General features: G+C 73.5%; 21 protein-coding genes. 11 read left to right on the forward strand and 10 right to left on the reverse strand.

Annotation, left to right across the window (positions count from 1 at the left end):
* Positions 1-40 precede the first annotated feature (40 nt).
* Entirely contained in the window at positions 41-1,270 is a 1,230-nt protein-coding gene (locus K353_RS27950; protein WP_111556287.1) for a D-alanyl-D-alanine carboxypeptidase family protein, read from the reverse strand.
* 139 nt (positions 1,271-1,409) lie between these two features.
* Between K353_RS27950 and K353_RS27955 the strand changes: the two genes are divergently transcribed.
* Positions 1,410-1,691 carry an SCO4848 family membrane protein gene (locus K353_RS27955; RefSeq protein WP_111556288.1) on the forward strand — a complete coding sequence of 94 codons (282 nt, stop codon included), beginning with the start codon at positions 1,410-1,412 and terminating at the stop codon, positions 1,689-1,691.
* A gap of 164 nt (positions 1,692-1,855) precedes the next feature.
* Positions 1,856-3,199, forward strand: coding sequence for a hypothetical protein (locus tag K353_RS27960; RefSeq protein ID WP_111556289.1), 1,344 nt, complete (start codon positions 1,856-1,858; stop codon positions 3,197-3,199).
* Positions 3,200-3,300: 101 nt separating this feature from the next.
* Here the strand turns inward: K353_RS27960 and K353_RS27965 are convergent, their stop codons facing one another.
* Genes K353_RS27965 through sdhC form a run of 4 tightly spaced genes read right to left on the reverse strand, consistent with a single transcriptional unit; the run spans position 3,301 to position 6,717 of the window.
* Positions 3,301-4,074, reverse strand: coding sequence for a succinate dehydrogenase iron-sulfur subunit (locus K353_RS27965; protein WP_111556290.1), 774 nt, complete (start codon positions 4,072-4,074; stop codon positions 3,301-3,303).
* Complete coding sequence (gene sdhA, locus K353_RS27970; protein ID WP_111556291.1) at positions 4,074-5,816, reverse strand: succinate dehydrogenase flavoprotein subunit; 1,743 nt, start codon at positions 5,814-5,816, stop codon at positions 4,074-4,076. The genes K353_RS27965 and sdhA overlap by 1 nt, the downstream gene beginning before the upstream one ends.
* 26 nt (positions 5,817-5,842) lie before the next feature.
* Positions 5,843-6,331, reverse strand: a complete 489-nt coding sequence (gene sdhD, locus K353_RS27975) for a succinate dehydrogenase, hydrophobic membrane anchor protein (protein WP_370447671.1) — start codon at positions 6,329-6,331, stop codon at positions 5,843-5,845.
* A 5-nt stretch (positions 6,332-6,336) separates the two neighbouring features.
* A complete protein-coding gene (gene sdhC, locus K353_RS27980; RefSeq protein ID WP_111556292.1) occupies positions 6,337-6,717 on the reverse strand; it encodes a succinate dehydrogenase, cytochrome b556 subunit in 381 nt (126 codons plus the stop codon).
* A gap of 239 nt (positions 6,718-6,956) precedes the next feature.
* Between sdhC and K353_RS27985 the strand changes: the two genes are divergently transcribed.
* Complete coding sequence (locus K353_RS27985) at positions 6,957-7,679, forward strand: hypothetical protein (protein ID WP_111556293.1); 723 nt, start codon at positions 6,957-6,959, stop codon at positions 7,677-7,679.
* An 81-nt stretch (positions 7,680-7,760) separates the two neighbouring features.
* On the opposite strand, the gene K353_RS27990 is transcribed toward K353_RS27985, so the two are convergent.
* Together K353_RS27990 and K353_RS27995 are read right to left on the reverse strand one after the other, a co-directional pair.
* Complete coding sequence (locus tag K353_RS27990; RefSeq protein WP_111556294.1) at positions 7,761-8,258, reverse strand: 2-oxo-4-hydroxy-4-carboxy-5-ureidoimidazoline decarboxylase; 498 nt, start codon at positions 8,256-8,258, stop codon at positions 7,761-7,763.
* A gap of 257 nt (positions 8,259-8,515) precedes the next feature.
* Positions 8,516-9,259, reverse strand: coding sequence for an SDR family oxidoreductase (locus tag K353_RS27995; RefSeq protein ID WP_111556295.1), 744 nt, complete (start codon positions 9,257-9,259; stop codon positions 8,516-8,518).
* Positions 9,260-9,440: 181 nt separating this feature from the next.
* On the opposite strand from K353_RS27995, the gene K353_RS28000 reads away from it, so the two are divergent.
* Positions 9,441-11,030, forward strand: coding sequence for a methylmalonyl-CoA mutase (locus K353_RS28000; RefSeq protein ID WP_111556296.1), 1,590 nt, complete (start codon positions 9,441-9,443; stop codon positions 11,028-11,030).
* Positions 11,031-11,111: 81 nt separating this feature from the next.
* On the opposite strand, the gene K353_RS28005 is transcribed toward K353_RS28000, so the two are convergent.
* Positions 11,112-13,166 (reverse strand): protease pro-enzyme activation domain-containing protein, encoded by a 2,055-nt coding sequence (locus K353_RS28005; protein ID WP_233533872.1) that lies wholly within the window; start codon positions 13,164-13,166, stop codon positions 11,112-11,114.
* A 403-nt stretch (positions 13,167-13,569) separates the two neighbouring features.
* Between K353_RS28005 and K353_RS28010 the strand changes: the two genes are divergently transcribed.
* The 7 genes from K353_RS28010 to K353_RS28040 all read left to right on the forward strand — a co-directional run bounded on the left by K353_RS28010 (position 13,570) and on the right by K353_RS28040 (position 22,308).
* A complete protein-coding gene (locus K353_RS28010; RefSeq protein ID WP_370447672.1) occupies positions 13,570-14,820 on the forward strand; it encodes an amidohydrolase in 1,251 nt (416 codons plus the stop codon).
* 325 nt (positions 14,821-15,145) lie between these two features.
* The gene (locus K353_RS28015) at positions 15,146-16,207 is read left to right on the forward strand and encodes a BMP family protein (RefSeq protein WP_111556297.1); all 1,062 of its coding nucleotides are present in this window, start codon (positions 15,146-15,148) and stop codon (positions 16,205-16,207) included.
* A gap of 303 nt (positions 16,208-16,510) precedes the next feature.
* A complete protein-coding gene (locus K353_RS28020) occupies positions 16,511-18,112 on the forward strand; it encodes an ABC transporter ATP-binding protein (RefSeq protein ID WP_199528269.1) in 1,602 nt (533 codons plus the stop codon).
* Between the two features lie 4 nt (positions 18,113-18,116).
* Entirely contained in the window at positions 18,117-19,283 is a 1,167-nt protein-coding gene (locus K353_RS28025) for an ABC transporter permease (RefSeq protein WP_111556299.1), read from the forward strand.
* A complete protein-coding gene (locus K353_RS28030) occupies positions 19,280-20,545 on the forward strand; it encodes an ABC transporter permease (protein ID WP_111556300.1) in 1,266 nt (421 codons plus the stop codon). Before K353_RS28025 ends, K353_RS28030 begins: the two co-directional genes overlap by 4 nt.
* Entirely contained in the window at positions 20,542-20,937 is a 396-nt protein-coding gene (locus K353_RS28035) for a cytidine deaminase (RefSeq protein ID WP_111556301.1), read from the forward strand. Before K353_RS28030 ends, K353_RS28035 begins: the two co-directional genes overlap by 4 nt.
* Positions 20,938-21,030: 93 nt before the next feature.
* Entirely contained in the window at positions 21,031-22,308 is a 1,278-nt protein-coding gene (locus K353_RS28040; RefSeq protein WP_111556302.1) for a thymidine phosphorylase, read from the forward strand.
* Between the two features lie 85 nt (positions 22,309-22,393).
* Here the strand turns inward: K353_RS28040 and K353_RS28045 are convergent, their stop codons facing one another.
* Both K353_RS28045 and K353_RS28050 read right to left on the reverse strand, forming a co-directional pair.
* The gene (locus tag K353_RS28045) at positions 22,394-23,290 is read right to left on the reverse strand and encodes a hypothetical protein (protein WP_111556303.1); all 897 of its coding nucleotides are present in this window, start codon (positions 23,288-23,290) and stop codon (positions 22,394-22,396) included.
* Between the two features lie 11 nt (positions 23,291-23,301).
* The gene (locus tag K353_RS28050; protein WP_146616585.1) at positions 23,302-25,128 is read right to left on the reverse strand and encodes a hypothetical protein; all 1,827 of its coding nucleotides are present in this window, start codon (positions 25,126-25,128) and stop codon (positions 23,302-23,304) included.
* Between the last annotated feature and the right edge of the window lie 137 nt (positions 25,129-25,265).

Genomic DNA, 25,265 nt, shown 5'->3' on the forward strand with positions numbered 1-25,265 from the left:
CCCGACGGCCCCGCACCGCCGGACGCCCCGGCCGGCCCGGTCAGCCCGGCCGGCCCCCCGCGCGGGCGGCCCGGCGGCGCAGGGTCCGCAGCCGCAGCAGCCCCGCCGCCGCGACCGCCGCGCACAGCCCGACCGCCGACCAGGTCGCCGGCCCCGGCCCGCCCGCCGCCGCGTGCGCCGCCGGCCCGCCGTCCGGGACCGGCGGGGCCGCCGGGGCGCCCGGCGCGGTCGAACCGCCCGGTCCGGCCGGGGCGTCGGCCACCGGCCGGGCCGCCGCCGACGGGGCCCGCTCCGGGGCGCGGTCCTCGGCCAGCGCCCCCACCGGGGTGACCTTCCCGGCCGCGGCGAAGCCCCAGTCCAGCAGCGCCGCCGCCTCGGTGTAGACCTTGGGGCTGTCCGCCGGGTGCATCACCGTCACCAGCAGCGTCCGCCCGTCGCGCTCGGCCGCGCCCGTGTAGGTGGCGCCCGCGTTGGTGGTGTAGCCGTTCTTCACCCCGATCAGGCCCGGGTAGCTGCCCAGCAGCCGGTCGGTGTTGGCGATGCCGAAGCTCCCACGCTGCCCGGTCTTCTGGTCCACCGCGCCCGGGAACTGCGCCCAGCGGGTCGCGCAGTAGCCCCGGAACTCCGGATCGCGCAGGCCCGCCCGGGCGAACAGGGTCAGGTCGTACGCCGAGGTGACCTGCCCGTCCATGTCGTAGCCGTCCGGGCTGACCACGTGGGTGTCCCTGGCCTGCAGCTGATCCGCCCGGGCCTGCATGTCGGCGACGGTCTTCGCCACCCCGCCGTTCATGTTCGCCAGCACGTGCACCGCGTCGTTGCCGGAGGAGAGGAACACCCCGCGCCACAGGTCCTCGACCTTGTACTCCAGGTCCTCCTTGATGCCGACCAGGCTGCTGCCCGCCCCCATCCCCTGCAGCTCCGCCCAGGCCACCTTGTGCACGTCGGAGGCCGGGAAGCGCGGCAGCACGGTGTCCGCGAACAGCATCTTCAGGGTCGAGGCCGGCGGCAGCTGCGCGTGCGCGTTGAACGCCGCCAGCACCTGCCCGGTGCCCGCGTCCGCGATCAGCCAGGACTTCCCGGTCAGGTCCTTCGGCAGCGGCGGCGCCCCCGGCCCCGGCGCCACCTGGACCCCCGCCGCGCCCAGCCGCTCCCCGCCCACCACGCCGGGCGGCGGGGCGTCCCCGGGCGCGGCGGCGGACGCCGGCAGCGCGGGCACCAGCAGCAGGGCGGCAGCGGACGAACCGTGGAGAATCCGGCGGATTATCAGCATTCCGGAAAAATAACCCGCACCCGCCCCGGACCCGCTCCCGCCGTCGTTCGACGCCACGAACGAGTACCGCCCGCTGCTCCGATCGGCGGGCCCCGCATACTGGACGGGCACCCCGTCTGCCGCGAAGGACCCCGCCACCATGAAGCTCAGCCGCCCGGTCTCCTGGTTCCTCACCGCCTTCGGCGTCTGGTCGGTCTTCATCTGGACCACCTTCGTCAAGAACCTCTGGAAGGACTCCGGCGGCCAGGCCTTCGTGAACGGCGACCACGGGCAGCCCACCGCCTTCTTCTGGGTCCACCTCCTGCTCGCCGTCACCTCCCTGCTGCTCGGCCTCGCCATCGGCTGGATCGGCGTCCGCGGCCTGCGAGCCCTGCGCGCCGCCACCGCCACCGCCCCGGCCGGCGAGCGCCCCGCCGAGTAGCCCCGCCGGGTGGCCTCCCGAGTCGCCCCGGCGGACGAAGCCAGGCGAAGCCAGACGAAGGCGGACGATCCGCGGGCCGCGCCCCGGGCCCCCGGCGTCCGCCCCCTTCAAGTGGCCGAATCCCGCTGCTAGCCTGCCCGGCACGAACTTCGGGGAGGCTCGGCGTGAGCATCGGTTCCACCCGCGGTGAGACCCGCCCGGAGTGGGCGCGGCGGCAGGAGCGGGAACGGCGGCACCGGCGGGCGAAGTCGCGGCTGCGGCTGCCGTTCGCGGTGGCCGCGGCGTGCTGGGCGGTGCTGCTGCTGTGGTTGGCGGCGGTGTACCCGGCGTTCACCGGCGACGCCCCCGAGCCCGGCGCGCCGCTGTACGCGGCGGCGGTGCGGGCCGTGCACACCGGCCCGGCGGCGCTGGCGCAGACCGCGGCGGCGGCCTTCGCCCTGGGGTACCTGGTGGCCGCGCTGGCCCGGTTCGGGGTGCGGGGACGGTACAGCGGGCCGGTCGCGGTGGCGCTGGCCGCCCTGCCGCCGACCGCCGCGCTGGTGGTCTCGGCCGCCCCGGCCGCGGTCACCACCCTCGCCGCGCTGCTGCTCACCGGGGCCGGGCTGCGGCTGCTCGCCCGGCGGGCCGAGGGCGCCCCGGAGCGGGGCGGCCCGGCCCAACGGCTGGATCTGGCCGTCCTGTTCACGGCCGTCTGCGCGCTCGCCCTGACCGGCACCCGGGGCGCCGGCACCGCGTTGGCCGCCGCCGCGGTGCTGCTGCTCTGCCTGCCCCGGGTCCGGGCCCGGATCGCGCTGCTGACCGCGGCCGCGCTGGCCGTGCCGATCGCGCTGGCGCTGCTCGGCCACCCCGCGTCCCCGAGCGGCGACCTGCGCCCGCTGCGGGCCGCCGACCTGGCGCTGGCCCAGCACCGCGCCGCCGCCCCGCTCGGCCCCGTCCTGACCGCCGTCGCCCCGCCCGCCGACTGGGACGCCGCGGGTGCCGACTGCTCCGCCACCGCGGCCCTCACCGACCGCTGGAACACCGCCACCGCCCGCCGCGCCGAAGACGAACTCGCCTCCGCCTGGCGGCAGTTGCTGCGCGACCACCCGGACCGGGTGCTGGACGCCCGGCTCTGCCGGGCCCGGATCGCCTGGGCCGTCCGGGCGGGCGACGGCGGCCCGCACGCCGCCACCGGGGTGCCCGGCCCGGCGGCCGGCGCGCGCGGCCTGTGGCACCCGCTGCACGCCGCCGCGACCTGGAGCCGCACCCTGCTGCGCGCCCCGCAGCTGGACTGGCTGCTGTGGCGCGGCGCGCTCTGGGCCTACCTGGGCCTGGCCGCCGCCGCGCTGCACGCCTGGCGGCACCGGACCGGCGCCCTGGTCCCGGTGGCGGGCGCGGCCGTCCTGGGCACCCAGCTGGCGCTCACCGCCGCCGCCGCCGACCAGGACTACCGGACGATGGGCGCCGCGCTGTTCCTCGGCCCGCTGCTGCTCACCCTGGCCACCGTCCGCACCCGCCGCACCGACTGACGGCCCGCCGGAAGCGCCGGAGCCGGACGCCGAGGGGCCCCCGCCGGACGCCGAGGGGCCCGCCCGGAGCGCACTCCGGACGGGCCCCTCGGACGGGCGGACTAGAAGCGGCGCGTGACGAGCGCGCGCTTCACCTCCTGGATCGCCTTGGTGACCTCGATGCCGCGCGGGCAGGCCTCCGAGCAGTTGAAGGTGGTGCGGCAGCGCCACACGCCCTCACGGTCGTTGAGGATCTCCAGCCGCTGCTCGGCACCCTCGTCGCGCGAGTCGAAGATGAAGCGGTGCGCGTTGACGATCGCCGCCGGGCCGAAGTACTGGCCGTCGTTCCAGAACACCGGGCACGAGGAGGTGCACGCGGCGCACAGGATGCACTTGGTGGTGTCGTCGAAGCGCTCGCGGTCGGCCTGCGACTGCAGGCGCTCGCGGGTCGGCTCGTTCCCGTTGGTGATCAGGAACGGCATGACGTCCTTGTACGCCTGGAAGAACGGGTCCATGTCCACGATCAGGTCCTTGAGGACCGCGAGGCCCTTGATGGCCTCGATCGTGATCGGCTTCTCCGGGTTGACGTCCTTGATCAGGGTCTTGCACGCCAGCCGGTTGCGGCCGTTGATCCGCATGGCGTCCGAGCCGCAGATGCCGTGCGCGCAGGAGCGGCGGTACGTGAGCGTGCCGTCCTGCTCCCACTTGATCTTGTTGAGCGCGTCCAGGACGCGCTCCTTCGGGTCCATCAGGAGCTGGTAGTCCACCCACACCGGGTCCGGGTGCTCCTCCGGGTTGAACCGGCGGATCCGGAAGGTGACGTTGACCAGCTGCACGCTGCCCGACTCGGCCGCGTCCAGCGCGGTCGAGTGCGTCTCGACGGTCGGAGTGGACATCAGTACTTACGCTCCATCGGCTGGTAGCGGGTCTGCACGACCGGCTTGTAGTCGAGGCGGATGGAGGTGGAACCGTCCTCGGCCACCTCGCGGTACGCCATGGTGTGCTGCATGAACTTCACGTCGTCGCGGGTCGGGAAGTCCTCGCGGTAGTGACCGCCGCGGGACTCCTCGCGGGCCAGCGCGGACACGACCAGCACCTCGGCCAGGTCGAGCAGGTTGCCCAGCTCGACGGCCTCCAGCAGGTCGGTGTTGTAGCGCGAGCCCTTGTCCGCGATCGAGACGTTCTTGAAGCGCTCCTTGAGCGCCGCCACGTCCTCGACCGCCTGCTGCAGGGTCTTGCCGGTGCGGTAGACGGACGCGTTGGCGTCCATCGACTCCTGCAGCTCCAGGCGGATCTTCGCGACCGACTCGGTGCCGGTGGACTCCCGCAGGCCCTCCACCAGCGCCTCGACCAGCGCGCCCGGGTTCTCCGGCAGCTCGACGTAGTCGTGCTTCTCGGCGTACTCGGCGGCGGCGATGCCCGCCCGGCGGCCGAACACGTTGATGTCCAGCAGCGAGTTGGTGCCCAGGCGGTTGGCGCCGTGCACCGACACGCACGCGACCTCGCCCGCGGCGTACAGGCCCGGGACGACGTCGGTGTTGTTGCGCAGCACCTCGCCCTCGACGTTGGTCGGGATGCCGCCCATCGCGTAGTGCGCGGTGGGCTGGATCGGGATCGGGTCCGTGTAGGGCTCGATGCCGAGGTAGGTGCGCGCGAACTCGGTGATGTCCGGCAGCTTGGCGTCCAGCTGCTCCGGCGGCAGGTGCGTCAGGTCCAGGTAGACGTGGTCGCCGTCGGGGCCGCAGCCGCGGCCGGCCCGGATCTCCGAGTAGATCGCGCGGGAGCACACGTCACGGGACGCGAGGTCCTTCATGACGGGGGCGTAGCGCTCCATGAAGCGCTCGCCGTCCTTGTTGCGCAGGATGCCGCCCTCGCCGCGGGCGCCCTCGGTGAGCAGGATGCCCATCCGCCAGATGCCGGTCGGGTGGAACTGGAAGAACTCCATGTCCTCCAGCGGCAGGCCCCGGCGGTACGCCACGGCCTGGCCGTCACCGGTCAGGGTGTGCGCGTTCGAGGTGACCTTGAACATCTTGCCGGTGCCGCCCGAGGCGAACACCACGGCCTTGGCCTGGAAGACGTGGATCTCGCCGGTGGCCAGCTCGTAGGCCACCACGCCGGCGGTCCGGCCCTCGTTGATCAGCAGGTCGAGGACGTAGAACTCGTTGAAGAACTCGACGCCCTGCTTGACGCAGTTCTGGAACAGCGTCTGCAGGATCATGTGGCCGGTGCGGTCCGCGGCGTAGCAGGACCGGCGGACCGGGGCCTCGCCGTGGTTGCGGGAGTGGCCGCCGAAGCGGCGCTGGTCGATCCGGCCCTGGTCGGTGCGGGAGAAGGGCAGGCCCATCTTCTCCAGGTCGAGGACCGCGTCGATGGCCTCCTTGCACATGATCTCGGCGGCGTCCTGGTCGACCAGGTAGTCACCGCCCTTGACCGTGTCGAAGGTGTGCCACTCCCAGTTGTCCTCCTCGACGTTGGCGAGCGCGGCACACATGCCGCCCTGCGCCGCGCCGGTGTGCGACCGGGTCGGGTAGAGCTTGGTCAGGACGGCGGTGCGGCTGCGCTGCGTCGACTCGATGGCCGCGCGCATGCCGGCGCCGCCGGCGCCGACGATGACGGTGTCGTACTGGTGAATCTGCATGGGGGTCAGTCGCCTCTGGTGGCTCGTCAGATGTTCGGGTCGAAGGTGAAGATCACCAGGGTGCCGAGGACGACCGTGAACACGGTCGCGACGCCCAGGAGACCCTTCAGCCACAGACGAGTGGCGTCCTTCTCCGCGTAGTCGTTGATGACGGTGCGCATGCCGTTCGAGCCGTGCAGCATGGCCAGCCACAGCATCAGCAGGTCCCAGAACTGCCAGAACGGCGAGGCCCACTTGCCCGCCACGAAGGCGAAGCTGACCTTCGAGACGCCGCCGTCCAGCATCAGGTTGATCAGCAGGTGGCCGAGGACCAGCACCACCAGCACGACGCCCGACAGGCGCATGAACAGCCAGGCGAGCATCTCGAAGTTGGTGCGGGTGCGGCGCGGGGTCCGCTTGCTGCGCGCCCGGGCCGGCTCCACCACGAAGGCGTCGGCCGGGTTGCCGGTGCCCAGGCCCTTGCCGGTGTGGGCGTGCACGGAGGGCACCACCAGGTCGTTGGTCTCAGTGGACACGCGGATCAGCCCCCGAACCAGGTGCGAAGGGTGTGCTCGAGGACGGGGTAGAAGGAGCCGGCCATCAGGACGACCCACACGCCCACGACGGTCCAGAGCATCTGCTTCTGGTACCTCGGGCCCTTGGCCCAGAAGTCCACCGCGACGACCCGCAGGCCGTTCAGGGCGTGGAACAGGATGGCGGCCACCAGGCCGTACTCCATCAGGTTCACCAGCCAGAACTTGTAGGTGGCGATCACCGAGTCGTACGCCTCGGGCGACACCCGCACCAGAGCGGTGTCAAGGACATGTGCGAACAGGAAGAAGAAGATCAGGACGCCGGTGACTCGGTGAGCCACCCAGCTCCACATGCCTTCCCGGCCGCGGTACAGCGTTCCAGCCGGCACGGAAAACCCTCCGGAAGCGGTTCGGGGGCTCGGCCGGCTTCGGTGTCGGTCAGCCCGGCCGGATACGGTCCACCGGCCGCGAGCATCCTATCGACGCGCCGTCGGCAACCGCCGCCGGGGGCCCCTGGTGTGATCAATCAGGCACGCACGGCCTAATCGCGCCGGGAACCGTGACCCTGCGTCACGGAGCGGCTGCGCTACGGTACGCCTCCTCCCGCCGCCCAGCAGAGAGACCCGCCGTGCGACCCCTGCCCGTGCTCGCCGCCCTCGCCTCGCTCGCCGCGCTCGCCCCCGCCGCGGCCGGCTGCGCCGCCGCGCCGTCCGGCCCCGCCGCCGACGTCGCCGCCGCCGCGGGGCCCTTCGCCCGGCCGCCGGCCGCGCCGTCCGCCGGGCGGCCCGAGTACGACGCCGCCGCGGTGCGCGCCCTCGCCGTCACCGACGCCGACCTCGGCCCCGGCTGGCACGTCACCCTCATGCAGCCCGGCCGGAACGACGTCTCCAGCCCCCCGCAGACCGCCGACGTCCCGGCCTGCCAGCCCGTCCTCGACGCGCTGACCCCCTCCAAGGGCGGGGCCGGGCCGCTGGCCGAGGCCGACCTGGACATCGTCCGCGCGGGCGACGCCGCCGCCTCGCTCTACACGGCGGTGCCGGCCTTCCGGCCCGGCCGGGCCGCCGCCGTCCGCTCCGGGCTCGACCGGGTCCTCGACCGCTGCCGGGCGTTCACCTCGACCGCCGGCCGCCACCTGCTCACCCGGCTCGACACGCCCACCCCCGAAGGAGCCGACGCCGCCAGCGCCTTCACCCTCACGAATGAAACCGGCGGGGCCGTCATCGCCCAGCGCGCCCTGGTCGCCCGGGCCGGGGACGTCCTCGCCGTCTTCACCACCCTGGACGCGACCGGCCGCCCGGCCCCGGAACCGGCGGTGGTGCGGGCGCAGCTGGCGAAGATCACCGGGAGGTGAGGGCGGCCGGGAGACGGGGCAGGGCCCCGGCGGGGCCCTGCGGGCGGATCGGTCGGTCCGGCGCCGTTCCCGGCGCCCGGTTCAGCTCTTCACCGCGACCAGGTGCTCCAGGCGGTTGAGCGCGATGCGGCGCAACTCCTCGGCGGAGACCAGGCGTTCCTCGTCGGGGTCGTTGGCCAGGCGGGTGCGGACGGAGGTGAGGACGGCGTCCAGCATCTCCTCGGGGACGACGCCGTCCAGGCAGACCACGAAGACGTACCCGAAGCGGGCCTCGTAGGCGGCGTGGGCGGCGCGCAGCGCGGTGCGGGCGGCCTGGCTGCCGGGGGCGCGCATGCCGAGCAGGGGCTGGGGCATCCAGCTCTCGTCGGCGAGGGCCTCCGCCAGGTCGGCCGGGCGCAGGTCGTAGCTGGCCTCGCTGGCCGCGGCCAGCAGGGACTCGATGTCGGGGTAGGGGCGGTGGGCGGTGAGGCGGAGGGCCCAGCGGTGGCTGCCGCAGCAGGCGAGCAGTGCTTCCTCCACGGCGCCGGAGTCGGCTTCGTTGAACCGGTGGAGCCCCAGCAGGGACGGCTCCGTCCGCACGTCGAGACGCTGCGGCGGGATGTCGCTGGCCAGCGGGTCCTCCTCGTGAGGGCGGGAAGGCGGAATGCTCCAGAGACGGGTGGTGGAACGGGGAGAGCAGGGGTGTGGCGATGCCGCCGCTCGAGGCTGGCACAGCTCGGCGGGGCAGCGCCTCCACGGTAGTTGAGGGCTCATCAGTTGGGGAGGCGGCGGGCCGATTTCACTCGATCGAGCTATCAAGTTGTGACCCGCCGCCCTTTTCGTTCCCGCGGGACGGATCAACCGGCCCGGTGCACCTTGTGGTTGGCGGCCTGGGCGCGGGGCCGCACCACCAGCAGGTCGATGTTGACGTGGGCGGGCCGGGTGACCGCCCAGGAGACGGTGTCGGCGATGTCCTCCGAGGTCAGCGGTTCGGCGACGCCCGCGTAGACCGCGTCGGCCTTGTCCCGGTCGCCGCGGAAGCGGGTCAGCGCGAAGCCCTCGGACTTCACCATGCCGGGCGCGATCTCGATCACCCGGATCGGCTCGGCCACCAGTTCGAGGCGCAGGGTCTGGGCCAGCGAGTGGACGGCGTGCTTGGCGGCCACGTACCCGCCGCCGCCCTCGTACGCGGCCAGCGCCGCGGTCGAGGACACGATCAGCACGGTGCCCTCGCCGGTGGCGCGCAGCGCGGGCAGCAGGGCCTGGGTCAGGTGCAGCACGCCGAGCACGTTGACCTCGTACATGGCGCGCCAGTCCGCCGGGTCGCCCGCCTCGACGCTGTCCGCGCCCAGCGCGCCGCCCGCGTTGTTCACCAGGACGTCGACCCGGCCGACCTCGGCGGCGAAGGCGTCCACCGCCGCCCGGTCGGTGACGTCCAGGGTGCGGGCGCGTCCGCCGACCTCCTTCGCCAGCGCCTCGATCCGCTCGGTGCGCCGGGCGGTCAGCACCACCTCGAAGCCGTCCGCGGCCAGGCGGCGGGCGGTCGCCGCCCCGATGCCGCTGCTGGCGCCGGTGACCACGGCCACCTTCTGCTCGCTCATGTCGTCCACTCCTCGTCCGTCCGGTCGGTGGACCGATCATCCCAAGGGACGGGCCGCGGATGTTGTGAGCAAGCTCCCAGCCGTGGCATCTGTCTGCTGCCGACGGGGCACGGCTACATTGCGTATCCAGCTGACCCGTTAATCAGCGCTAACCCTCACCACCCCCCGCGGAGGAACCCCCATGGCAGCCGAGCCACGCCGCACCGAGTCGGGACTGCCGATCGAGCCGGTGTACGGCCCCGAGACCCTGGCCGGGTTCGACGCCGCGAGCCGGCTCGGCACCCCCGGCCGGTACCCGTTCACCCGCGGCGTGTACCCGACCATGTACACCGGCAAGCCGTGGACGATGCGCCAGTACGCGGGCTTCGGCACCGCCGCCGAGTCCAACGCCCGCTACAAGCAGCTGATCGCCAACGGCACCATGGGCCTGTCGGTGGCCTTCGACCTGCCGACCCAGATGGGCTACGACTCGGACGCGGCGATCTCCTCCGGCGAGGTCGGCAAGGTCGGCGTGGCGGTCGACAGCGTCGAGGACATGAGCGTGCTGTTCGGCGGCATCCCGCTCGGCGAGGTCTCCACCTCGATGACCATCAACGCGCCCGGCTCGCTGCTGCTGCTGCTCTACCAGCTGGTCGGCGAGGCCCAGGGCGTGCCCTCGGGCAGGCTGACCGGCACCATCCAGAACGACGTGCTCAAGGAGTACATCGCCCGCGGCACGTACATCTTCCCGCCCAAGCCCAGCCTGCGGCTGATCGCGGACGTGTTCCAGTACTGCCGGGCCGAGATCCCCAAGTGGAACACCATCTCCATCTCCGGCTACCACATGGCCGAGGCCGGGGCGAACCCCGCGCAGGAGATCGCCTTCACGCTCGCCAACGGCATCGAGTACGTCCGCACCGCGGTCGCCGCCGGGATGGACGTCGACGACTTCGCGCCCCGGCTCTCCTTCTTCTTCGTCTCCCGCACCACGCTGCTGGAGGAGGTCGCCAAGTTCCGCGCCGCGCGCCGGATCTGGGCCCGCGTCATGAAGGAGGAGTTCGGCGCGAAGAACCCCAAGTCGCAGATGCTGCGCTTCCACACCCAGACCGCCGGCGTCCAGCTCACCGCGCAGCAGCCCGAGGTCAACCTGGTGCGCGTCTCGGTGCAGGCGCTGGCCGCCGTCCTGGGCGGCACGCAGTCGCTGCACACCAACTCCTTCGACGAGGCGATCGCCCTGCCGACCGAGAAGTCCGCCCGGCTCGCGCTGCGCACCCAGCAGGTGCTCGCCTTCGAGACCGACGTCACCGCCACCGTCGACCCGTTCGCCGGCTCCTACGTGGTCGAGGCGATGACGGACGAGCTGGAGGCCGCCGCCCTGGAGCTGATGGCCAAGGTGGAGGACATGGGCGGCGCCGTCGCGGCGATCGAACAGGGCTACCAGAAGGGCGAGATCGAGCGCACCGCCTACCGCATCCAGCAGGAGCAGGACTCCGGCGAGCGGACCGTGGTCGGCGTCAACCGCTTCCAGCTCGCCGAGGAGGAGCCCTACGAGCCGCTGCGGGTCGACCCGGCGATCGAGGCGCAGCAGGCCGAGCGGCTCGCGCGCCTGCGCGCCGACCGGGACTCCTCGGCGGTGGACCGGTCGCTGTCGCAGCTGCGCAAGGCGGCGGAGGGCGCCGACAACGTGCTGTACCCGATGAAGGAGGCGCTGGCGGCCCGGGCCACCGTGGGCGAGGTCTGCGACGCGCTGCGCGGGGTGTGGGGGACGTACGTGCCGGTCGACCGCTTCTGAGCGGCGCCCCCGACGGGGCGCGGGAACGCGGAGGGGCGCCGGGAGAAGTCTCCCGGCGCCCCTCCGCCGCGTGGCCGGCGGTTACTTCCTGAGGGTGAAGGACTTGAAGAAGTCCTTGCCCGGGGAGCCCAGGCCGGTGGCGGTGTCGTAGCCCTTCGAGGCCGACAGGCCGTAGTCCGCGCCGATCTTGTAGAGGCGCACCCGGAGCGAGCCGCTCACCACGCCGAGGTCGACGACGTTGCCGCGCTTGGTGTGGACGGCGCCGTCGTTGACGTCGTTGAACGCCTTGCTGCCGGCCCGGTCGTAGAGGGCCGGGTTGGCGAAGCCGAGGGCCCGGCCGCCGCGGGCCTGGATCGCGTCGGCGAACATCGCGGCGGTCTCCGGGGCGGAGACCGAGGTGCCGCCGTAGCCGCCCTCGCTGTAGGCGCCGCCGTCGGTGAAGCCGACCAGGGTGGCGGCCACCAGGTCACCGCTCATCGCGATGTCGGGGGTGGCGCGCAGCGGCGTCTTGGAGGCGGTGCCGTCGGCCGCGGTCTTGGAGACCTTGTCCGGGACGACGCCCTGCTGGTACCACGGCTGGGCGAAGTCCTTGGAGACACCGCCGCCGCCGCCGAAGTAGAAGGTGCCGGGGAACGGGCTCCAGGACTTCTGGTCGGCGGAGAGCACCGAGCGCAGGTCGCCCATCGAGACCTCGTCGCCGTACTTGCCGCCCTTGTTGTCGAGCTGGAGCGCGGTGCCGCCGACCGAGGTGACCCACGGGGAGGCGGACGGCCAGTCGGCCTGGGCCTGGTCGGTCTCGGTCTGGCAGTTGGCGCCGGTGGCGGCCGCGCCCGGGGAGCTGTCGCCGCAGTCGCCGGACGAGAAGGTGAAGCCGATGCCGGTCACCGCGCCGAGCTGGAATATCTGGTTGTCGGCGGCGACCACGGCCGGGTCGATGTCGCCGGTGGTGCCGTGCATGATCTCGCCCCAGGAGTTGGAGACCACGTCGGCCAGGTGCCCGTCGACGACCTTGGCCATCGCGTCGTACAGGTCCTCGTCGTAGCAGGAGTTGCCGCCGACGTAGACGACCTGCGCGTCGGGCGCCAGGCCGTGCACCATCTCGACGTCGAGCGCCTCCTCGCCGGCCCAGCCGGCCGGGCCGCCGCACTCGTCCTCGTGGGTCCACTGGTCCGGGGTGACGTACTCGGTGTACTGGCCCGGCTTGAACGGCTGGTCGCCGTGCAGGGAGGAGAAGTGGTCCGCGTCCTGCTCCATGGTGGACAGGCCGTAGGCGTCGATGATCGCGACCCGGGCGCCCTTGCCGGTGACCTTGGCGTCGCTGACGCCGTACGCCTTGCGCAGCTGGGACGGGACGTACGAGCAGGGGGCGAAGGGCTCGTTCTTCTCGTAGCCGTCCGGGGCGCCCTTGGCGGTCTTGGAGCCGTAGCCGTCCTCGGAGCAGGTCGGCACGTCCGGCAGGGTGGCCGGGGCCTTCTTGTCGGGGGCGGCGAGCCGGGAGGCGGCGTTCGCGCGCTGCTCGGCCCCGCGCACCGAGGTGGCGTTCGAGCTGTTCCTGTGGATCGCGTCGGCCAGGCCGGAGACGGCCAGCACCGAGCCGGCCACCGCGGCGGGGACCTTGGCGTCCGAGGCGGGCGCGCGGTGGGTGCCGTCCGCGGTGCGGTAGTTGTGGAAACCGGTGCCGAAGGCCTTGGCCATCGCGGCGGTGGAGCCGGCCACCTGCACGTAGTGGTTCGTGCTTGCGGAGACGGTCAGGCCCGCGCCGGTCACCCAGTCGGTGACGGCCTTGACCTGCTGCGGGGTGGCGCCGAACTTCGCCTGCACCTGGTCGGAGGACAGGTACCGGCCGTAGGCCGCGGAGTCCGGGTCGGAGACCGCCCTGGCGAGCGCGGCCAGGCCGTCGGCGTCGCGGCCGGCCAGGTAGATCCGGGCGGTGGCCGGGGCGGCCGCGTCGGCGGCGCCGGCGTCGGCCTGCGGGGTGGCCCACGCGGGGTGGGTGCCGGGCAGGGCCTGGGCGCTGTCGCCGGCCGGGGTGGCGGCGGAGGCCGGAACGGCCGCGCCGAGGGTGGTGAGGATCAGTGCGGCGGCGACGGCGGCCGGAGCGATGCTCCGGGCGAGCTTGTTGCGCGCGATGGGCACGTCGGGTCCCCCCTTCTCGGTTCGATGGAGCGTCAACTGCCCCTCGTGAGGGCGTGACGGGGCGCGCCGCGAGCGGAAGACCCCCCACCGCGGCACCGGAAGTTGACTGTGCGAAAGCTGTCTATGCGGACTGATGTACGCCACTCAAGAGCAGGTCCGAAAGCTTTACCCCGGCATGACCCGATCCGGGGGAAACGTTTGGCCGCCGCGCTCCGGGGCCCGCACGGAGCAGCCGCCGTGTCCGACGGCCGGTGCGGTTCGTTGCACAGGGCCGGGGGGAACGGAACGAAGGGCGGACTGAAACGAAGTGTCCTACCCATCCCGGCGGCCGCCATGCACCCATCCGGTGATCAGTTCTCCGGAACCCGGGCCAAAACCGCACGACCGGCCTACCCTTGACAAGGTGAACGCTCCCCAGCCGGCAGCCGCCGCCACCGTCACCGCCGCCCGTCCGCCCGCCGACCTGCGCGCCCGGGTGGCGTCGTACCGGGCCGAGTTGATCGAGCTGCGCCGTGACCTCCACCGGCACCCCGAGCTCGGCCGCCAGGAGTTCCGCACCACCCGGCTGCTGCGCGAGCGGCTGGTCGCCGCCGGACTGGAGCCCCGGGTGCTGCCCGGCGGCACCGGGCTGCTGGTGGACCTCGTCCCGCCGGGCACCGCGCCGGGCACCCCGCTGCTCGCGTTCCGCGCCGACATCGACGCGCTGCCGATCGACGACGCCAAGCAGGACGTGCCCTACCGCTCCACGCTTCCCGGCCGGGCGCACGCCTGCGGCCACGACGTGCACACCGCGGTGGTGCTCGGCACCGGCCTGGTGCTGGCCCAGGCGCTGGCCGCGGGGGAGCTGGCCCGCCCGGTGCGGCTGATCTTCCAGCCCGCCGAGGAGATGATGCCCGGCGGCGCGCTGGACGTGATCGCGGCCGGCGGGATGGAGGGGGTCGGCCGGATCTTCGCCGTGCACTGCGACCCCAAGGTGGCGGTCGGCCGGATCGGGCTGAAGGCCGGGGCGATCACCTCGGCCTGCGACAAGGTGCGGATCTCGCTGGACGGCCCGGGCGGGCACACCGCCCGCCCGCACCTGACCACCGACCTGGTCACCGCGGTGGCTAAGCTGGCCGCCGAGCTGCCCGCCGGGCTCTCCCGCCGGATGGACCCGCGCTGGGGCGTCTCGCTGGTGTGGGGGCGGATCGGGGCCGGCTCCGCGCCGAACGTGATCCCGCAGCACGCCGAGCTGGAGGGCACCGTCCGCTGCCTGGAGCTGGCCGGCTGGCGGGAGGCGCCGGAGGTGCTGGAGGAGCTGGTCGCGCACCTGGCCGAGACCCACCGCGCCAAGTGGTCCCTCGACTACCACCGGGGCGTGCCGCCGGTGGTCAACGAGGCCGCCTCGATCGACCAGCTGGAGGCGGCGATGAACGCCCGGTTCGCCGAGGGGCGCGGCCCGGTGGTCGAGCCCACCGAGCAGAGCCTGGGCGGCGAGGACTTCTCCTGGTACCTGGAGCACGCCCCGGGCGCGCTGGCCCGGCTCGGCGTCCGCGGCCCGCACGAGAAGGGCGCCCGGGACCTCCACCAGGGCGACTTCGACGCGGACGAGCGGGCGATCGGGATCGGCGTCGAGCTGTTCGCCGCGCTGGCGCTGGAGCACGCCCGGACCTGACCGGGCGCGAGCGCGGGGAGCCCGGGGCCGCCGCCCCGGGCTCCCCGCGGTTTCGGCGCGGCGCCCTCCCGGCCCCCGGGCGGGGGCGTAGCGGCGAGGCGCCTTCTCGGCCCCCGGGCGGGGGGCGTAGCGTGGTGGACCGATACCAGCCGGTAAGGAACGCCGGGTTGGCCATGTGTGCGGCTATGTCCGGATTTGCCTGGGCGTACGACCACATTTTGATAACAACCCGGACGCCCCCCCAGGCCGTAACACAACCGTGTTCTACGCGCGTTACGGTGGCGCACGACCACGCCAACCGGGTGTGTGAGAAGGAGAAACTCCCTTGCGCCGTTCACTCAAGCTCGCCGCGGCAGTGCTCTCGGGTTCCCTGGGCATCGCCTCGCTCGCCGCCTGCGGCGCAAAGAGCACCGACAACACCTCCACCTCCTCCTCGGCCGGTGCGGGCAGCTCCAGCTTCAAGGTCGGCATGGCCTACGACATCGGCGGCCGCGGCGACCAGTCCTTCAACGACTCCGCCGCGCGCGGCCTGGACCAGGCCAAGACCGACCTGGGCGCCACCATCACCGAGGCCGAGGCCAAGTCGGGCGAGTCGGAGGGCGACAAGGAGCAGCGCCTGAAGTCCCTGGTCACCGGCGGCTTCAACCCGATCATCGCGGTGGGCTTCGTCTACCAGGACGCGGTGAACAAGGTCGCCGCCGAGAACCCGAACGTGAAGTTCGCGATCATCGACTCCTCCTCGGCCGACCAGCCGAAGAACGTCACCTCGCTGACCTTCTCCGAGGAGCAGGGCTCCTTCCTGGCGGGCGTGGCCGCCGCCAACAAGTCGAAGGCCAAGCACGTCGGCTTCATCGGCGGCGTGCAGTCCGAGCTGATCAAGAAGTTCGAGGCCGGCTACACCGCGGGCGCCAAGTCCGTCGACCCGAACGTCCAGGTCGAGGTGACCTACCTGTCCACCCCGCCGGACTTCACCGGCTTCGCCGACCCGGGCAAGGGCAAGCAGGCCGCCCAGGGCCAGCTCGACAAGGGCGCGGACGTCGTCTACTCGGCCGCCGGCTCCTCCGGCACCGGCGCGATCGAGGCCGTCTCCGCCGCCGGCAAGTGGGCCATCGGCGTCGACTCCGACCAGGCCAAGCAGCCCGCCCTGGACAAGTACAAGGAGCACATCCTCACCTCGATGGTGAAGAACGTGGACAAGGCCGTCTTCACCTACATCAAGTCGGCGAAGGACGGCAGCACCCAGGGCGGCGTGCAGAACTTCGACCTGAAGGCGGGCGGCGTGTCGCTGGCCACCACCGGTGGCTACATCGACGACATCAAGGCCAAGATCGACGCCGCCACCCAGCAGATCACCAGCGGCCAGACCACGGTCCCGACCGCCCCGTAAGGCCGGTCCGGCCCACCGCCGGTCCGACCCGATCGCACGGCAGGGGCCCGGGCGGGCGCGCCCAGGCGCGCCCGCCCGGGCCCCTGCCGGTTCCACCCACGGCACACCGCCGCACCGCCCCCGGCCCCGCGGCACGGCTCCCCCCGGGTTTCCCCACTGAGCCCTCAGCGCGACGAAGCGCCCGACGACCAGCAGGAGATCGCCATCACCCCCTCCGACTCCGTCCCGACGGACGGCACCCCCCGCGCGGGGACGGCGACACCTGCCGTCGAACTGCGCGGCATCACCAAGCGCTTCCCCGGTGTGGTGGCCAACCACGACATCGACATCACCGTCCGGCGGGGCACCGTCCACGCGCTGATGGGCGAGAACGGCGCGGGCAAGTCCACCCTGATGAAGATCCTCTACGGGATGCAGAAGCCGGACGAGGGCACCATCGCCATCGACGGCGAGCAGGTGGAGTTCGCCACCCCCGCGGACGCCATCGCGCGCGGCATCGGGATGGTCCACCAGCACTTCATGCTGGCCGACAACTTCACCGTCTGGGAGAACATCGTCCTGGGCGGCGAGAGCCTGTACGGCATCGGCGCCAGGGCCAAGGCCCGCATCCGCGAGCTGTCCGACCAGTACGGCCTGGGCGTCCGGCCGGACGCGCTGGTCGAGGACCTGGGCGTGGCCGACCGGCAGCGGGTGGAGATCCTCAAGGTGCTCTACCGCGGCGCCCGGATCCTGATCCTGGACGAGCCGACCGCGGTGCTCGTGCCGCAGGAGGTCGACGCGCTCTTCGACAACCTGCGCGAGCTCAAGGCCGAGGGCGTCACCGTCATCTTCATCTCGCACAAGCTGCACGAGGTGCTCTCGGTGGCCGACGCGATCAGCGTGATCCGCCGCGGCACCACCGTCGGCGACGCCGACCCGCGCGAGGTGACCGCCCGCCAGCTCGCCGAGCTGATGGTCGGCGCCGAACTGCCCTCCCCGGAGAGCCGCGAGTCCACCGTCACCGACACCGAGATGCTCCGGGTCGAGGGCCTGCGGATCGCCAAGCCGGACGCCGAGGGCGTCGAGCGCGTCGTCCTGGACGACGTGTCGCTGCGCATCCGCAAGGGCGAGATCCTCGGCATCGCCGGCGTCGAGGGCAACGGCCAGGCCGAACTGGTCGAGGCCGTCATGGGCATGCTGCCGCTGGACGCCGGCACCGTCACGCTGGACGGCGCCGACCTGACCGGCACCCTGACCCGGGTCCGCCGCGAGGCCGGCATCGGCTACATCCCCGAGGACCGGCACCGGCACGGCCTGCTGCTGGAAGCCCCGCTGTGGGAGAACCGCATCCTCGGCCACGTCACCGAGCGGCCCAACTCCAAGGGCGTGCTGCTCGACCCGGCCGGCGCCCGGGCCGACACCCGGCGGATCGTCGAGGAGTACGACGTCCGCACCCCCGGCATCGAGGTCACCGCGGCCTCGCTGTCCGGCGGCAACCAGCAGAAGCTGATCATCGGCCGGGAGATGAGCCACTCCCCGAAGCTGCTGATCGCCGCCCACCCGACCCGCGGCGTGGACGTCGGCGCGCAGGCCCAGATCTGGGAGCAGATCCGCACTGCCCAGCGCGACGGCCTGGCGGTGCTGCTGATCTCCGCCGACCTGGACGAGCTGATCGGCCTGTCCGACACCATCCGGGTGATCTACCGCGGCCGCCTGGTCGCCGACGCCGACCCGGCCACCGTCACCGCCGAGGACCTGGGCAGCGCGATGACCGGCGCCGCCAGCGGCCACATCGAGTCCGCCCCGGGGGCCGCCGCCGAGGCGCGGGCCGCCGCCGCCGGGGGCACCGCCCCCGCGCACGCGTCCGACGCCCCGACCGCCACCCCGCCCACCGACACCGCCGACGACGAGCAGGCGGGGGAGTAGCCACATGACCAGTCCCAACCCCCCGGCCGCGCCCGCGGCCAAGCGGTCGCTGCGCGAGCGCGTCGACCTGGAGCGGATCGGGCTCGCCCTGGCCGCCCCCGTCCTGGCGGTGCTGCTGTCGCTGATCATCGCCGGCGCCCTGCTGGCGGTCTCCGGCCGCGACCCGTTCGACGCCTTCTCCATCATGTGGAACTACGGCACCGCCTCCGACGGGCAGGTCGCCGTCCTGAACAAGGCCACCGTGTACTACCTGGCCGCGGCCGCCGCCGCGTTCGGGTTCCGGATGAACCTGTTCAACATCGGCATCGAGGGCCAGTACAAGCTGGCCATGATGTTCGCCGCGTTCGTCGGCAGCCAGGTCGACCTGCCGGCCTTCCTGCAGATCCCGCTGCTGCTGCTCGTCGCGATGTGCGTCGGCGGCCTGTGGGCGTCGATCGCCGGCCTGCTGAAGGTCTACCGGGGCGTCAGCGAGGTCATCTCGACCATCATGCTGAACGCCATCGCCACCGCCGTGATCGGCGTGCTGCTGGTGCCCGGCATCTTCGCGCCGAAGACCAGCGGCACCACCAACTCGATCCAGACCGGCAAGATCTCCGAGTCCAGCCACTTCTTCTCGATCGAGACCCAGGGCGGCACCCTGTGGGGCTTCATCGTGATCGCGGTGCTGGTCGGCGTGGTCTTCCAGTTCACCCTGAACCGCACCCGGTTCGGCTTCGACCTGCGCGCCACCGGCCGCTCGGAGACCGCCGCGAACGCCTCCGGCGTCAACGTCAAGCGCATGGTGATCACCTCGATCGTGGTCTCCGGCGCGCTGGCCGGCCTGGTCGGCCTGCCCGAACTCATGCAGAACACCCCGTACTTCGGGCAGAACGTGCAGACCGGCCTCGGCTTCATCGGCATCTCGGTGGCGCTGCTCGGCCGCAACACCCCGATCGGCATCGCGTTCTCGGCGCTGCTGTTCGCCTTCCTGGACGCCTCCGGCGCCCAGCTGCCCACCCGGGGCGACTACCCGTCCGAGATCATCCCGGTGATCCAGGGCACCATCGTCATCTGTGTCGTCGTGGCCTACGAGCTGGTGCGCCGCTACGGCCTCAAGCGCCAGCAGCAGAAGGTCGGCGCCGAGCTCGCCGCGCAGGCTGCCGCGGCCGCCCAGAAGGAGGTCGCGGCATGAGCACCGCAGTCGCCGGCAAGCCCAAGACGCCGGTCGCGTCCGCGAAGCGGACCAAGCTCACCTGGCCGGTGGTGCTGCTGCTGATCGCGCTCGCCCTGGTGCTGTTCGCCGCGGTCGGCGCGGCCACCGGCAACCACGGCCTGACCTCCTCCGGCCAGATCAGCGCCGCACTGGCCTCGGCCGTGCCGATCGCGATGGCCGGCCTCGGCGGCCTCTGGTCGGAGCGCGCGGGCGTGGTCAACATCGGCCTCGAAGGCATGATGGTGGCCGGCACCTTCTGCGGCGCCTGGGGCGGCTTCCTGGTCAACCCGTGGGTCGGCCTGCTGGCCGGCATGGCGGGCGGCGCGCTCGGCGGCCTGCTGCACGCGCTGGTCACCGTCACCTTCGGCGTCGACCACATCGTCTCCGGCGTCGGCATCAACCTGCTGATCCCCGGCATCTGCGCCTACGTCAACCGGATCTACTACAAGGACTACGTGGCCGACGGCGCCGGCGCCAACCAGTCGCCGCCCTCCGACTCGCTGCCCACCTTCACCTTCCCCGGCCTGTCCGGCTGGCTGGAGGGCGTCGAGAAGCACCACTGGTTCCTGGTCTCCGACGTGGCCGGCATCGTCCGCGGCCTGGTCACCGAGCTGTCGGTGGTCACCCTGATCGCCGCCGTGTTCCTGGTCGCCAGCTACTTCCTGCTCTGGCGCACCGTGTTCGGCCTGCGGCTGCGCTCCTGCGGCGAGAACCCGTCCGCCGCCGAGTCGCTGGGCGTCAACGTCTACAAGTACAAGTACCTCGCGGTGACCGCCTCCGGCGCCTTCGCGGGCCTCGGCGGCGCGTACCTCTCGCTGGTCGCCGCGCACTTCTACCGGGACGGGCAGACCCAGGGCCGCGGCTTCATCGGCCTGGCCGCGATGATCTTCGGCAACTGGATGCCGGGCGGCCTGGCCGCCGGCGCGGGCCTGTTCGGCTTCACCGACAGCCTCCAGCTGCGCGACGCCGACTCGGTGCACGTGCTGCTGCTGGTGGTCGCCGTCGCGATGGCGCTGCTCGCGCTCTGGCAGTTCTACCGCCGCAAGCTCGTCGCCGGTGCGGTCAGCATCGTCGTCGCGGGCGGCGTCGCCGCCTGGTACGCCTGCACCGACGAGGTGCAGCGCCCGCTGATCGTGGCCACCCCGTACGTGATCACCCTGGTGGTGCTCGCGCTGGCCTCGCAGCGGCTGCGGATGCCCAAGGCGGACGGTCTGGTCTACCGCAAGGGCCAGGCCAAGTGACGGCGGCGCCGGAGGTCGACTGGGCGGCGCTGCGCGAGGCCGCCCGGGCGGCGATGCGGCACGCGTACGCGCCCTACAGCAAGTACCCGGTCGGGGCCGCGGCCCTGGTCGAGGACGGCCGCACGGTGGTCGGCTGCAACGTGGAGAACGCCTCGTACGGACTCGGCCTGTGCGCCGAGTGCGGGCTGGTCTCCGCGCTGCACGCCTCCGGCGGCGGCCGGCTGGTGGCCTTCACCTGCGTGGACGGCGGCGGCGAGCTGCTGATGCCGTGCGGGCGCTGCCGCCAGCTGCTGTACGAGCACGGCGGGCCCGGACTGCTGGTCGAACTGCCCTCCGGCATCCGCCCGATGAGCGAGGTGCTGCCGGACGCGTTCGGACCGGAGCGGCTGTAGCCGCCCGCCTTGTTACGCGCGTAGAGTGTCGCGGGAGGACATCCCGCGGCACTCTACGCATTTCACCTCTTCTGGATCTTCTGGAGCACCTGCATGGACGCCATCTCCGTCATCCGGGCCAAGCGCGACCGGGGCGAGCTGACCGACCCCCAGATCGACTGGGTCATCGACGCCTACACCCGCGGCGAGGTCGCCGACGAGCAGATGTCCGCCCTGGCCATGGCCATCCTGCTGAACGGCATGACGGCCCGCGAGATCAGCCGCTGGACCGACGCGATGATCCGCTCCGGCGAGCGGATGGACTTCTCCTCGCTCGGCGTCCCCACCGCCGACAAGCACTCCACCGGAGGCGTCGGCGACAAGATCACCCTCCCGCTCGCCCCGCTGGTCGCCGCCTGCGGCGCCGCCGTCCCGCAGCTCTCCGGCCGCGGCCTCGGCCACACCGGCGGCACCCTCGACAAGCTGGAGTCCGTCCCCGGCTGGCGGGCCCTGCTCTCCAACGAGGAGATGCTCGACGTGCTGCGCGGCTGCGGCGCCGTGATCTGCGCCGCCGGCGACGGGCTGGCCCCCGCCGACAAGAAGCTCTACGCCCTGCGCGACGTCACCGGCACCGTCGAGGCGATCCCGCTGATCGCCTCCTCGATCATGTCCAAGAAGATCGCCGAAGGCACCGGCGCCCTCGTCCTGGACGTCAAGGTCGGCTCCGGCGCGTTCATGAAGAACCTCGACGACGCCCGCGAGCTCGCCCGCACCATGGTCGGCCTCGGCCGCTCGGCCGGCGTCGCCACCGTCGCCCTGCTCACCGACATGTCCACCCCGCTCGGCCTCACCGCGGGCAACGCGCTCGAAGTCCGCGAGTCCGTCGAGGTGCTGGCCGGCGGCGGCCCCGCCGACGTCGTCGAACTCACCCTCGCCCTGGCCCGCGAGATGCTCGCCGCCGCCGGCGTCCACGGCAAGGACCCGGCCGACGCCCTGCGCGACGGCTCCGCCATGGACCACTGGCGCCGCATGATCACCGCCCAGGGCGGCGACCCCGACGCCGCCCTCCCGGTGGCCCGCGAGACCCACGTCGTCCCCGCCCCCGCCACCGGCGTCCTCACCGCCCTCGACGCCTACGCCGTCGGCGTCGCCGCCTGGCGCCTCGGCGCCGGCCGCGCCCGCAAGGAGGACCCGGTCCAGGCCGGGGCCGGCGTCGAACTCCACGCCAAGCCCGGCGACCCCGTCACCGCCGGACAGCCCCTGCTCACCCTGCACACCGACACCCCCGAGCGCTTCCCCTACGCCCTGGAGGCCCTGGCCGACGCCGTCACCGTCGCCCCGGCCGGCACCGCGTTCACCCCGGCCCCGATCGTCCTGGACCGGATCGGCTGACGTCCCGGACCGGACCGGCCGGCCACGGCGGCCACGGCGGCCGCGGCGGCCGGGGAGCGGGGGCCGGGGGCCGGGGCCCGGCCGCTCAGCCGCCGGTGAACGCGAGGCCGATCCCGCCGGCCGGGACCTCCGCGCCGATCCGGTACTGGACGACCTCGAACGGCGCGAACGTCCCGGCCGCCACCGCCCCGGCCGGTTCGACCGTGACCTCCAGCGGCCGCCGCTCCCCGCCGTCCAGGACGAGGGCGCAGGACAACTCGCCCTCGTCGCGCGCCAGTTCCCGCCCGTCCGGGCCGGTGAGCACGATCAGCCCGGCCTCGGCCCCCACCGGCTCCGGGTCCCCGTCCAGCCGGAAGCCCGGCCACCGCACCGGCGGGACGGGACCCACACTGATCAGGTACTCGGCCTCCTCCGCCAGCGGGTTGGACGCCAGGAACGGCAGGGTCCCGGGGCTGCCGACCGGCAGGGCGACGAGGTTGTGCTGCGCCCAGTGCCGGTCGTCGACCGGGTCGGCCACGTTCGTGCCCGGCGGGTCGAGCGGGTGCCGGACCTGGGCCAGCAGGCAGACGTGGGGGCCGGCGTCCGCGGGGATGCGCCCGGTCAGCGGGTCGGAGACCACCTGCCCGCCGTGCGGCGGCACCACCACGGTGGTCAGCCCGAGGAACTTGTCGGCGTCCGGGACGAGCGGGCCGCTGACCGGGGGCGACCACCACAGCCCCAGGTAGGCGATCGACTCGCTGTTGCCGCCCTGCCAGTTCCCGACCGTCACCTGGACGGTCAGGTCCTCGCCCGGTTGGAACGCGGTGAGCGGCTGGATGCCGGAGCAGAGGTACCAGCAGACCTCCGGCGGCACCGGCCGCACACCGTTGTCGACCGGGAAGGACCCGGCCGGCAGGACCGGCGGCGGGTAGCTGTGGACGAACAGGTACGGCCGGTCGTCGGTGGTCCCCTGCGGGTCGCGGCCGTCGTTGCGCGCGGGCATGGCCGACCTCCTCACGTCTCGTCGTAGTCGAGGACCCGGACGTCCACCGGGTCGTCGTCGACCGACCCGCCGGCCGCCCAGCAGTCGTAGCGGCGGAACCGGTCGGCGTCCAGGTCCGGGTTGGCCTCGCCGGACGCGCCCTCGGCGATCCCGGTCCACAGCGCGGTCACCGCGGCGGTGGACTCCCGCAGCAGCCAGCCGGGGTCGGTGCCGACCGGCAGCCCGCCGCCGCCGTCGGACGGCTCCTCCAGCGGGGTCGGCGGGTAGCGGTAGAACACCGCCACCGGATCGGCCTCGGGGCGGTGCGGGGTGATGTTGTCACCGCTCGACGGCACCGCGAGGAACTGCCGGTACAGCGGGTAGCGCAACCGCCCGTCCGGCGCCGCCACCCCGCATCCGGCCAGGTAGCCGCCCGCCTTCCGCAGGCCCTCCCACAGCCGGGCCTGGAAGTCGAACAGCAGGCCCACCAACTGGGTGAGCTGGGGCAGGTCGGCCCCCCGGGCGAACTCCTCCGGGGTGAGCGGCTGGTACTGCGAGGCGAGGGCGGCCTGCTCCTCCGGGCTGAGGCTGCTCTCGAACGCGTGCCGGAAGTTGTCCGACACGTGCTTGTCCCAGAAGGTGCACGAGGTGCCGTTCCCCCACTGCTCCCAGCACACGCCGCCCAGCGTCCCGACGAAGGCGATGAACCCCAGCACGCCCAGCCAGAAGCTGCCGCACTGGTTGTCGCTGTCCCGGGTGCTGTCCGTCGCGGACGGCGGGCGCTGGTACGGGGGCACCGCCGGCCCCGAGTACGTGGCCGGCCCGAGCCCGGAGTCGGCGACGGCGGGCGGGGTGGCCGTCTCGGTCGTCACCACCGGGACCGGCGGGTTCGCCGGGTCGGCCCACAGCCGCCGGACGAACACCGGGGCGGGGAGCTTCGGCCGGGGCGGCTGCCGGAACGTGCCGAGCAGCTCCAACTGCCGCACCAGGCGCCCGTACCCGAGCCGGAGGTCCGGCGGCGGCGGCGTCGCGCCCGGGTCGTAGGTCCGTTCCAGCACCTCGGTCAGGAACGCCGCCGCCTCGTCCGGGAGCCCGGCCCCGGGGGCCGCGCCGTACCGGAGGGTGGCCGCGAGCCGCCGGAAGTCCCCGGCCTCCGGCCGCAGTTGGGCCAGGTAGCAGCCGACGGTGTTGCGGGCGATCCGGTCCCGGAACCGGTGGCTGCGCCGGGGCCCGCCGACGACCTTGCCCAGGTAGGCCGAGCCGGCGGCGTTCGCCGCGTGGCCGGACAGGACGCCGAAGGCCGTCGCCCGGGCGGCGGGGGTCTGCGCCGCCGCGAAGGCCGCGCGGACGAAGGCGTCGGTGCGCCGGGCCAGGAAGACGTCGCCCCAGCCCCAGGCGTCCAGCGGGAGGTCGCCCTGCCGCGGATGCTCCGGCACGTGCCGCATCTCCGCGAGCCGCCGGCCCAGGTCCTGGATCTCCAGGTGCTTGCCGTGCACCCGCTCGCCCAGCTTCCGCAGGCGCACCGTGGCCCCGCAGTACTGCGCCGCCGCGTCCGGGTGCGCCGGGTCGGCGAGGGCGGCCTCGATGTCGGCGCGCACCGCGCCGACCTCCGTGTAGAGGTCCACCCCCTCGGTCCACATCGCGGCGGCCTCGGCGAGCAGGTCGAGTTCCAGGCCGTCCGACTGGGCGTGCTGGAGCAGGTGGTCCAGCAGGCTGCCCAGGGCGGCGTCCGCGGGGTGGTCGGCCACCTCGGCGAGCAGCTCGTCCAGGGCGGGGCGCAGCGCGGGGTCGACCTGCGCGGCGGCCAGGCCCTCCCGGTGCTCGGCCAGCGCGGCGGCATGGGTTCTGGCATCGATCATGGGGGTCACCCACATCCCACTGTCGGGCGGGCGTCCTGCGGCCGACCGGCGGCGCGGCACGCGGACCCGCGGCCGACCGGACGCGCGCGAATCTTCAGACCGCCTCCAGCGTCACGCCGCCCACCGCCCCCGGCAAC

Origin of the sequence: Kitasatospora sp. SolWspMP-SS2h, from assembly GCF_003259315.1 — a bacterium.
In the GTDB taxonomy this organism is placed as follows: domain Bacteria; phylum Actinomycetota; class Actinomycetes; order Streptomycetales; family Streptomycetaceae; genus Kitasatospora; species Kitasatospora fiedleri.